The sequence below is a fragment of the Frankia sp. CoWAU3 genome (genome assembly GCF_977971855.1).
The window spans coordinates 3,646-14,171 of sequence record NZ_CDWWXB010000032.1 but is presented as its reverse complement, the minus strand read 5'-3'; the positions used below and the strand labels follow the sequence as shown (position 1 = coordinate 14,171).

Genomic DNA, 10,526 nt, shown 5'->3' with positions numbered 1-10,526 from the left:
CACGCCGGCGACCGCGGCCTGCCCCTGGACGAGGCCAGGCTCAACGAGGTGAGCCGGCCCGAGCGCTACACCGAGCGCCTCGGCTCGGTCTTCGACGCCCTGGCGGCCCTCACCTGACCCGCACCCCCGCACCTGACCCGCCGCGCAGCCGCGCAGGCATGGCGCGGTGCCCCGGCCGGCAGGTGCTGTTGTTCTCCCTGGGTACGGTCTGTCTATGCCGCTTACACATGAGGAGTTCGCCGGACTCACCCACCTGGGTTCGGGCAAGGTCCGGGAGCTGTTCGCGGTCGGGGACGACGCCGTGCTGCTGGTCGCCAGCGACCGCATCTCGGCGTTCGACGTGGTCCTACCGACCGAGATTCCCGACAAGGGAGCCGTTCTCACCGGGCTTTCGCTGTGGTGGTTCGACCAGCTCGCCGACCTGGTCCCGTCCCACGTCGTCAGTTCGAACGTCGACGAGTACCCCGCCGAGCTCACTCCGTACACGGAGCAGCTGCGTGGCCGGTCGATGCTGTGCCGACGCCTGAACATGGTGCAGATCGAGTGCGTCGCCCGTGGTTATCTGACCGGCAGCGGGCTGAAGGACTACCAGCGCACCGGCGCGGTCAGCGGGCATCCCCTACCCACCGGGCTGGTGGACGGCAGCAAGCTGCCGGCACCGATCTACACGCCGTCCACGAAGGCGCCGATCGGTGAGCACGACGAGAACATCAGTCGGGCCGACGCGGCCGGCCGGATCGGCACCGAGCTCGCCGCCGAGCTCGAGCGGCTGACCCTGCAGATCTTCGGCCGGGCCAGTGTCCTCGCAGCCGAGCGCGGCATCCTGCTCGCTGACACCAAGTTCGAGTTCGGTCATGACACCCAGGGCACGCTGCGGCTCGCCGACGAGGTCCTGACCCCGGACTCGTCCCGGTTCTGGCCGGAGGACACCTGGCGGCCCGGGGCCTCCCAGCCGTCCTTCGACAAGCAGTACATCCGTGACTATCTGACGAGTACCGGCTGGGACAGGACCGCGCCGGGGCCGGAGCTGCCCGCGGACGTTGTCGAGGCGACCCGGGCCCGTTACGTGGAGGCCTACGAGCGACTGACCGGTATCTCCTTCAAGGACTACCTGTCCACCGTCTGACCGCGCTCGCATCGCGAACAGCACGAGAAGTTATGTTCTGGATACTATAAGTTCATCTCTAGTTCTCTCCTAGAAGATCGAGATATCGAGAGAGGTGAGCTGCCATGGCCACGAAGACGGACCCTCCGCCACGGGCACGGACACAGCCGCACCGGGAGGACACGGACACCTCTGCCCCTGCGCGGGACCAGCGGCAGCCGGCCGCGCCCACGGGCCCCGAGCGATCGTCTGGCACACGCACCTTCACGGTCCGGGCACCGCTACTCACGTCGCGGTTCGAGGTTGGACGAGGTACGAGCATGCAGTGGCCGTCACTGGGCAAGAGCGCCTACTACCTGGGACTCGGCGGGCTCGCCGCGGCCTCAATCATCGAATGGCCGGTCGCGGCGGCGATCGCCGCCGGCACCTACGTCGCGCAGCACACCCGCCCAGGAGCCCCCACGCCCTCCTCCCCCCAGGGGGCCGAGGCCCCTGAGCGGGCTGAGCCCGCGCACGCCGGGAGCTGAACTCCGGCGGACTCGCCGCCCCCACGAAGTGGGGCATAACGTCATAAAGCAACAAATTGCACCTTCCGGCGTGAGCAGAGGGCTTCGTTCGGGACGATCGCCCGAACGAAGCCCAGCTCACAGGGGAGGGCGGCAACCATTGCAGCCGAGTTACAGTTGCCAACGACGTCCGGTACCCCATCCGAGGACTGGAACGGATCATGACTACTGTTTTCTCCACCACGCCCGGCCGCCCATCGACGGAATCCCGCGATCAGGCGGCCACCGCCACGGTCCCCTCCGCAAGGAGCATTGCCCCCTCCGCCCGGCCCAGCACGCTCCCCGGCTCGTCCCGTCCCGTCCTGGCCAGAGACCGGGCCGAGCTGCGCGCCGCGCTCGCCGCGCTCGACCGGCAGGCCAACATCGCCCGGCGGGATGAGGCCGGTCTGCCCGCGCCGGACGGCGCGCCCACTCGGGCGGCAGCCGGGCAGCCGCGCCCGACCAGAGCCGTCGTCATGACAATGGGAGCGCTGCACGAGGGCCACGCCTCGCTGCTGCGCGTCGCCCGGGCCCAAGCGGACCAGGTGGTTGCCACGATCTACGTTAATCCGCTGCAGTTCGGCGCGGGTGAGGATCTCGACCGGTACCCGCGCACCCTGGCCGCCGATCTCGACGTGTGCGCGGGGGAAGGAGTCGATCTCGTCTTCGCCCCCGGGGTGATCCACGACCCGCCGCCGCTCGTCCGGTTGCAGGCCGGGCCGCTCGGTGAGCTGCTTGAAGGCGCCGCCCGTCCGGGCCATTTCGATGGGATGCTGACCCTGGTGGGGACCATGCTCCACCTGGTCCGTCCGGACCTGGCGTTCTTCGGGTGCAAGGACGCCCAGCAGCTGGTCTGCATCCGCCGGATGGTCGCGGACCTCGCCTTCGACGTCACCGTGATCGGTGTGGAGACCGTGCGCGAGCCCGACGGCCTCGCGATGTCGAGCCGGAACGTCTACCTGACCCCCGACCAGCGGCGCAGCGCGCTCGCACTGTCCCGAGCGCTCGCCGCCGGGGCACGGGCCCAGGCGGGCGGGCGGGACGCCGTGCTCGCGACCGCGCGGGAGGTCCTGGCCGCCGCGGACGGGGTGGACGTGGACTACCTCGCCCTGGCCAGCCCCGACGATCTACGTCCGGTCCGGAGCGGTCCCGCTCTGCTACTCGTCGCAGCCCGGGTGGGCACCACCCGCCTGATCGACAACATCGATCTCGTCCTGCCTCCGGAATCCCCGGCGCCGGCCCCCACCGGAGCTCCGGCATCCGCCGGATCCCCCGCCGTCGCCCCCCGACCGGACCGTCCCGCCGACCGCGATCACCCGGGAGCCTGACCGTGTTGCGCACCATGCTCACCGCCAAGATCCACCGTGCCACGGTCGCCCAGGCCGATCTGCACTACGTGGGCTCCGTGACGATCGACGCGGACCTGCTGGCCGCAGCCGACCTGCTGCCTGGCGAGCAGGTCACGATCGTCGACATCAACAACGGCGCCCGGCTGGAGACGTACGCCATCGCGGGACCAGCGGGAAGCGGGATCATCGGTATCAACGGTGCCGCGGCGCGCCTGGTCCAGCCGGGCGACCTAGTGATCATCATTGCGTACGGGCTCATGGACGACGCCGAGGCGCGCCGGCACGTCCCGAAGGTGCTGTTCGTCGACGCGGCAAACCGGATCATCGGGCACGGCGACGACCCGGCCGAACCGCTCCCCGGCGACCCGTCGAGCCTGCGTGGCGACATCCCGGTCGACATCCCGGTACCCGCGGCCGCGACGGCGGTCCGATCGGCCGTGGCTACGCAGTGACCGTGCTACCTTGCCGGCTCGGCGCGCCCCGCCCGGGATGGATGCGCGCCGCGGACGTCGTCGTCATCGGTTCGGGCATCGCCGGGCTCACGACGGTCCTGCACCTGCGCCGGGCGCTGCCCGCCGCCCGGGTGCTGCTGGTGACCAAGGCGCACCTCGACGCCGGGTCGACCCGGTGGGCGCAGGGTGGGATCGCCGCCGCGCTCGCTGCGGAGGACTCGCCCAATGATCATCTTGCCGACACCCTGGTCGCCGGCGTCGGGCTGTGCGACGAGGAGGCAGCCCGAGTGCTGGTCCGCGACGGACCGGCGCGGGTGCGTGAGCTCGCCGAGCTCGGCGCCCGGTTCGATCGGACCACCGACGGCTCGTTCGCCCTCACTCGGGAGGGCGGCCATCTGCGCAACCGCATCATCCATGCGGGTGGGGACGCCACCGGCCTGGAGGTGGAACGCGCCCTGATCACCGCCGTCCGGGCCGATGAGAGCGTCGAGGTCATCGAACACGCCCTGGTCCTCGACCTGCTGCTCGACTCCGACGGCCGGGCCGCCGGCGCCACCCTCCACGTGCTGGGGGAGGGCAGCCGGGACGGCGTCGGCGCGGTGACGGCGGGCGCGGTGGTCCTGGCGACCGGCGGGATGGGACAGATCTTCGCGTCGACGACCAATCCCGGCGTCTCCACCGGGGACGGGGTGGCGCTGGCTCTGCGCGCGGGCGCCGTCGTCGCGGACCTGGAGTTCGTCCAGTTCCACCCGACCGCCCTGTGGCTACCCCCGTCCAGGCCGGACGCCGTCGCCGAACTGCTCGGGGGCCAGCAGCCACTGGTCAGCGAGGCCATGCGGGGGGAGGGTGCCGTTCTCGTCGACGCGGCCGGCGAACGGGTGATGGCGGGCGTCCATCGGCTGGCCGACCTCGCGCCGCGCGACGTCGTCGCCAAGCAGATGTCGCAGGTCATGGCGGCCCAGGGGGTCGATCACCTGTTCCTGGACGCCCGGGGGCTGGGCGCGGCGACCATCGAGCGGCGGTTTCCCTCGATCACCGCGCGCTGCCGGTCCGCCGGCATCGATCCGGTCGCCAGGCCGATCCCCGTCGCGCCGGCCGCCCACTACGCCAGCGGCGGGGTGCGCACGGATCTGTGGGGCCGCACGAGCGTGGCCGGCCTGTACGCCTGCGGGGAGGTGGCCTGCACCGGGGTGCACGGCGCCAACCGGCTCGCGTCGAACAGCCTGCTGGAGGGGCTGGTCTTCGCCGCACGCATCGCGGAGCACCTGGCCGGCACCGCGCCCGGCTGCCGGCACCGCGCCGCCATCCCCGCCGCGCCGGTGGTCGGTCGCGGCAGTGGTCTGACCGACCCCGCCGAACGCGCGGAGCTCGCGCGCGCGATGACCGACGGTGCCGGGGTGCTGCGCAGCGCGGACAGCCTGCGGGCGACGGCGAAGGTACTGGCCGGTCTCGGGGACCTGCGGGTCAGCGGGGCGACGGTCACGGCCGGGCCGCCGGCCTGGGAGATGACCAACCTGCGCACGGTTGCGACGGCCCTCGTCGCCGCCGCCGCCAGCCGGACGGAGACCCGCGGGTCCCATTGGCGAGAGGACTTCGGTGAGCAGGACGACGAACACTGGCTCGGCCGGATCCTCACCCGGCTCAATCCAGAAGGGGAACTGATCGTGGACGTCGAGCCCATGCGCGGCTCGCGGTGAGCGGTTCCGCGCCCGGCTCCGTCTGCGGGCCCGGTTCCGCCGGCGTGCCCGGCGGACGGCTCTCACCCGCCACCCGCAGTGCCCTCGCCTCGGCCGGCCTCGACCCGGACGGGGTGGTGGTCCTGGTCGGCCGCGCGCTCGTGGAGGACCTCCCGGTCTGGGAGGAGAACGAGGTGACCGGCCAGATCGGCGCGGTCGACGCGACCTCCGAGGCGACGGTCGACCCCGCTCTCGTCGGGCACGGCGCCATCGTCTCGCGGGCCGCGGGCGTCGTCGCCGGCCTGCCGGTCGCCGCCGCCGTCTTCGAGAGCCTGCTCGGGCCGGCCGCAACCGTCACCCTGACCGCTCGCGACGGCGACCCTGTCCCGCCGGGTACCACGGTGGCCTACGTCAACGGGCCGGTCCGCGGCCTGCTCACCGCCGAACGTACCGCGCTGAACCTGCTGTGCCACCTGTCCGGGATCGCCACCCTGACGCGGGCCTGGGTCGACGCGGTCGCCGGCATCGGCGCGATGATCCGCGACACCCGCAAGACGCTACCCGGCCTGCGCGCGCTGGAGAAGTACGCGGTGCGCTGCGGGGGCGGGGTGAACCACCGCATGTCGTTGACGGACGCAGCCCTGATCAAGGACAACCACGTGGTCGCGGCGGGCGGCGTGGCGGCGGCGTTCGCCGCGGTGCGGGCACGGTTCCCCGGGCTGCCCGTCGAGGTCGAATGCGACACCGTCGACCAGGTCGCGGAGGCCGTCGATGCCGGATGTGATCTCATCCTCTGCGACAATATGTCGCTGGCGGACCTGCGGGCCGCGGTCCAGCTCGCCCGTCCGGCCGGGGTGCGGCTCGAGGCGAGTGGCGGCCTGACCCTGCAAACGGCGGCGGCGGTGGCAGCCGTCGGCGTCGACTATCTCGCCGTCGGCGCCCTGACCCATTCGGCGCCCGCTCTCGACCTCGGCCTCGATCTCGCCCTGGACCCCGATCATCGCCCGGGATCGGCCACCGCGGGCCCACCGATCGAGGATCTGATCGTGGAGGAATCCTGATGCTGCTCGCCATCGACGTCGGTAACACCAACACCGTCGTCGGCGTGTTCGAGGGTGAACACCTCGCCGACTCCTGGCGGGTGCGCACCGACCCGCAGGCGACCGCGGACGAACTGGTGCTGCTCTACCGCGGCCTTCTCGGCGAGTACCAGGTCACCGGTGTCTCGATCTGCTCAACCGTTCCCGCCGCGCTTCGAGCGCTGCGCCGGATGGTGGTCCGGGCCTTCCACGACATCCCGGTCGTCATCGTCGAACCGGGGACGCGGACCGGGGTTCCCATCCTCATCGACAATCCGAAGGAAGCCGGCGCGGACCGCATCATGAACACGCTCGCCGCGCATCACCTCTACGGCGGGCCGGCGATCGTCGTCGACTTCGGCACCTCGACGAACCTGGACATCGTCTCGGCACGCGGCGAGTTCATCGGCGGAATCTTCGCACCGGGCATCGAGATCGCGCTGGACGCACTCGCGTCCCGGGCGGCCCAGCTCCGTAAGGTGGAACTGGTCGCGCCACGTTCCGTCATCGGCAAGAGCACGGTCGAGGCACTCCAGTCTGGCATGATCTACGGCGTCGCCGGCCAGGTGGACGGCCTGGTACGCCGCATCCGGGCCGAGCTGGACACGGATGCGGTGGCGATCGCCACCGGGGGTCTCGCGTCCGTGGTCATCAGGGAAAGTGAGAACCTTGACCGTCACGAGCCCCATCTGACACTCATCGGCCTGCGTCTCGTCTTCGAGAAGAATATCTGATCCGATCCCGACCGGGCTCGTTCGGGCTGCCTTACGGCGACCAGGATAATTATGACGATCGTGCATCTCCGGGGCTTCGGCCGGTCCAGTGGATTAGGAAACCGACTCTGCCGAGCGGCAGCCACCGGCTTCGACGGACCGCCCTCCCGCGACTCGGTTACGATTCCGTGCCATGCGGGACCGAATCTCGGGAACACAACCCGGCGTATCGTCACATCCCGGCAGCGGATACTTCACTCATCCCTTTCTTGTCACCGCGATGGCAGCATTCTTGTTCGCCGCGGTTCCGATTACATACGGTTGGAATGATCCGGCTTCGGCCGGTCCGCAGCCCCGTACCCTGGCCGTGCTGGGCGACTCCTACTCCTCGGGAGAGGGCAATCCCCCCTTCGACTCGCCGGCCCCCCGGTGCCGGCGGAGCAGCCAGGCCTGGCCACGACTACTGGGCGGTACGGGATCGGGGGTCACCGTCTCGCTGTTCGCCGCGTGTTCCGGAGCCACCACCGGCGCCCTACACGAGTCATTCAAGGGCGAGAAACCCCAGCTGGCCCAGCTACGTGCACTGGGCCGGGCCCCGGACGTCGTCACCATCACCACCGGCGGCAACGATGCCGGATTCGGCAGAGTCATCTTCAGTTGTTATGCGTGGAGATGCTTCTGGGATGGCAACGACCGCCGCGAACGCGATCTTGTCACCAAGGAACTCCCGGGTGTCCTGAGCGCCAACTACACGGCGGTGAAGGCCGCCGCCCCGCATTCGCGGATCATCGTGGTCGGCTATCCCTACATATTTCCGGACAACCAGCTCAACAACATCTGTACCTGGCTGACCAACAGGGAACGTCGACAGCTGACGAGGCTGAACAGACAGCTCGACCGGGTCATCAGAAAAGCCGCGTCGGATGCGGGAGTGGAGTTCGTCTCGACGGATCGGGCGCTACGCGGTCACGAAATCTGCACACCGGACCCGTGGGTGGCTCCGGTCAATCTGTTCGGACCGACACGTGAGCTGAGCGCGCACCCCACCATGCACGGGCAGCAGGCCATCGCCGAGGCCGTCCAGCGCCATCTCGCCATGGACAGCTGGTGACGCGGGCCGACCAGCCCGGCAACCACGCGATGTCGACCAACTCATGATGCCGACCCGATGACTCGTGGGCATAGCACTGATGGCGACTCCAGTTGACGTCAGACATGAAGTTAGGCTTACTTAAAGTCATGCTCATGCTCACGCCACTCCGCGGGAGATCCCGCACCCTGGCACAGCTACGCCCGGCCCAGCCGCGACACACCTCCCGGTCCCGGCAATGAAGCGGTCGGTGAACGAACGCCGCACCGGCTCGGCGGCGTCCCCGGCGGCGCCTTCCAGGGAGGTGGCCCCCGAGGGGACGGCGCCGGAATTCTCCGGGGGTACCGTTCAGTGCGCCGAACCGCCGTTCGAGGCAAGCCTGCGGGACCTCGCCGAGGTGCTGGAGCCACGCGGTGTGCAGTTCGGGATGCCGGACGGCCCGGGCTGGGCCGACTGTGCCTTCCTGACCGGGCCAGCAGGCGTGGCCGAGGCCTTGGCCCGGGTGGGCGACACGCACGGCGCCAGCCCGGAGGTCGCCGCGAGCTACCTGGCGAACTGGTACTCGGCGAACGTCGCAGCCCCGGCCATTGCCTGTTTCGTCCTCCTGCACCGGGTGCCGGCCCTGACCCCGGCGACGATGTCCCTGCGCGTCCTCGACGGCGGCTGGTTCGACCAGACCGCGTTCCACCGACCGGCCATGACCGTCCTGGCGGATGACCCGATCGCGGGGGGCGCCACCGCCGGAGACGGGATGAATGCCCGGATCGGCGTGATCGGGGACGTCGCCGCGTTGCGCGGTCGCCTGGTCGAGGAGGTGCTCGCGCATCTCCAACCGTTCGTCGAGGAGCTGCGGGGACGGGTCCGGCTCGGCCTTCCGGCGCTGTGGGGGGCGGTAACCGCGCAGTGCGCCCGCGCCTTCCTGCTGACCGAGCGCGCGACCGGCGATCCCCACCTCGGCCGAGTGGAGGCCGACGCCTTCTTCTCCCGGGCCACACCCACCATCCGGGCCCGGCCCCGTTGGCACGAGTTCGTCCACCACGGCCGGCGGTACACCGGCATACGCCGTGGGTCGTGCTGCCTGGCCTACCGGCTTGGTGACGGCTACTGCACCTCATGTCCCTTTACTGGTGACCAGGATCGCGAGGAACGGCTGCGCGCCTGGATCGACACGCAGGGCAATGGAGGCCTTGCGGTCTGAGAGTCACCCGAAGCGCAGCCCGAGTATGCGCACGTACAGTAGTTACTCGCGAGATGCAAGCAAGATCTGTCGCTGAAACCCCCAGGGCGACGACAATGAGTAACGTTGACAACGCAAAACGATATACATGTGAGTTGAATCACAACAAGATGCACCTCCTCATCCACTACCGTCGGTAGCATCGGTGAGGAGGCTCACCGAGGTGGGACGCACCGCCTGGCGCGTCCCGCCGCACCGTGGGTCCGACCGGAGACGTCGCGAAGCGGGCGGCGTCGTTCTGCTCTTGGCGGAACGACGTGACGGAGTCATGGCTGGTCGGCCACGGTTGCATTAGACGTCTCCGCTGGACGGCCGGTACCTGCGCCGGTCCGCCGCCCACGACGATGTGGGCGGTGCCGGCGGGTAGGTTTCTGTTCGATGCGTGAGGACATGCCTCGGCGGAGCTAGCATGCGGATACCGGCTGTCGTGTGGTCGGTCGCAGCTCGAAGGAGCGCACATGTTCGAGAGATTCACCGACCGGGCACGTCGGGTCGTCGTCCTGGCCCAAGAAGAGGCCAGGATGCTCAACCACAACTACATCGGGACCGAGCACATCCTGCTCGGCCTGATCCACGAGGGTGAGGGCGTCGCCGCCAAGGCCCTCGAGTCCCTCGGCATCTCCCTTGAGGGTGTGCGGTCACAGGTCGAAGAGATCATCGGCCAGGGGCAGCAGGCACCGAGCGGGCACATCCCGTTCACGCCGCGCGCGAAGAAGGTCCTGGAGCTGTCGCTTCGGGAGGCGCTGCAGCTCGGTCACAACTACATCGGCACCGAGCACATCCTGTTGGGCCTGATCCGCGAGGGCGAGGGCGTCGCCGCCCAGGTGCTCGTCAAGCTGGGTGCGGACCTCAACCGGGTCCGCCAGCAGGTCATCCAGCTGCTGTCCGGTTACCAGGGCAAGGGCGAGACCGCCACGTCCGGCGCGCCCGCCGAGGGGACCCCGTCCACCTCCCTGGTGCTCGACCAGTTCGGCCGCAACCTCACCGCGGCCGCCCGCGAGTCCAAGCTCGACCCGGTCATCGGGCGCGAGAAGGAGATCGAGCGCGTCATGCAGGTGCTGTCGCGCCGCACCAAGAACAACCCCGTCCTCATCGGCGAGCCCGGCGTCGGCAAGACCGCCGTGGTCGAGGGGCTGGCGCAGGCGATCATCAAGGGCGAGGTGCCCGAGACCCTGAAGGACAAGCAGCTCTATACCCTCGACCTCGGCGCTCTGGTCGCCGGTTCCCGCTACCGCGGTGACTTCGAGGAACGGTTGAAGAAGGTCCTCAAGGAGATCCGG

10 protein-coding genes are annotated in these 10,526 nt (G+C 70.0%); all 10 read left to right on the top strand.

The window, feature by feature from the left end; all coding sequences use genetic code 11:
* Positions 1–214: 214 nt before the first annotated feature.
* Positions 215–1,126, top strand: coding sequence for a phosphoribosylaminoimidazolesuccinocarboxamide synthase (locus AC08ON_RS05445; protein ID WP_043590473.1), 912 nt, complete (start codon positions 215–217; stop codon positions 1,124–1,126).
* A gap of 299 nt (positions 1,127–1,425) precedes the next feature.
* A complete protein-coding gene (locus AC08ON_RS05440; RefSeq protein WP_476607209.1) occupies positions 1,426–1,632 on the top strand; it encodes a hypothetical protein in 207 nt (68 codons plus the stop codon).
* A 200-nt stretch (positions 1,633–1,832) separates the two neighbouring features.
* Positions 1,833–2,978, top strand: coding sequence for a pantoate--beta-alanine ligase (gene panC / locus AC08ON_RS05435; protein WP_476616557.1), 1,146 nt, complete (start codon positions 1,833–1,835; stop codon positions 2,976–2,978).
* Positions 2,979–2,980: 2 nt separating this feature from the next.
* Positions 2,981–3,451 (top strand): aspartate 1-decarboxylase, encoded by a 471-nt coding sequence (gene panD / locus AC08ON_RS05430; RefSeq protein WP_476607512.1) that lies wholly within the window; start codon positions 2,981–2,983, stop codon positions 3,449–3,451.
* Entirely contained in the window at positions 3,448–5,148 is a 1,701-nt protein-coding gene (locus AC08ON_RS05425; protein WP_476607511.1) for an L-aspartate oxidase, read from the top strand. The genes panD and AC08ON_RS05425 overlap by 4 nt, the downstream gene beginning before the upstream one ends.
* 44 nt (positions 5,149–5,192) lie before the next feature.
* The gene (gene nadC, locus AC08ON_RS05420) at positions 5,193–6,188 is read left to right on the top strand and encodes a carboxylating nicotinate-nucleotide diphosphorylase (RefSeq protein WP_476616556.1); all 996 of its coding nucleotides are present in this window, start codon (positions 5,193–5,195) and stop codon (positions 6,186–6,188) included.
* The gene (locus tag AC08ON_RS05415; protein WP_476607509.1) at positions 6,188–6,940 is read left to right on the top strand and encodes a type III pantothenate kinase; all 753 of its coding nucleotides are present in this window, start codon (positions 6,188–6,190) and stop codon (positions 6,938–6,940) included. Before nadC ends, AC08ON_RS05415 begins: the two co-directional genes overlap by 1 nt.
* 172 nt (positions 6,941–7,112) lie before the next feature.
* A complete protein-coding gene (locus AC08ON_RS05410) occupies positions 7,113–8,030 on the top strand; it encodes an SGNH/GDSL hydrolase family protein (protein ID WP_476616555.1) in 918 nt (305 codons plus the stop codon).
* A 229-nt stretch (positions 8,031–8,259) separates the two neighbouring features.
* Positions 8,260–9,207, top strand: coding sequence for a (2Fe-2S)-binding protein (locus AC08ON_RS05405; RefSeq protein ID WP_476607507.1), 948 nt, complete (start codon positions 8,260–8,262; stop codon positions 9,205–9,207).
* 497 nt (positions 9,208–9,704) lie between these two features.
* A partial coding sequence (locus AC08ON_RS05400) for a Clp protease N-terminal domain-containing protein (protein ID WP_476616554.1) occupies positions 9,705–10,526 on the top strand: 822 nt, incomplete at its 3' end.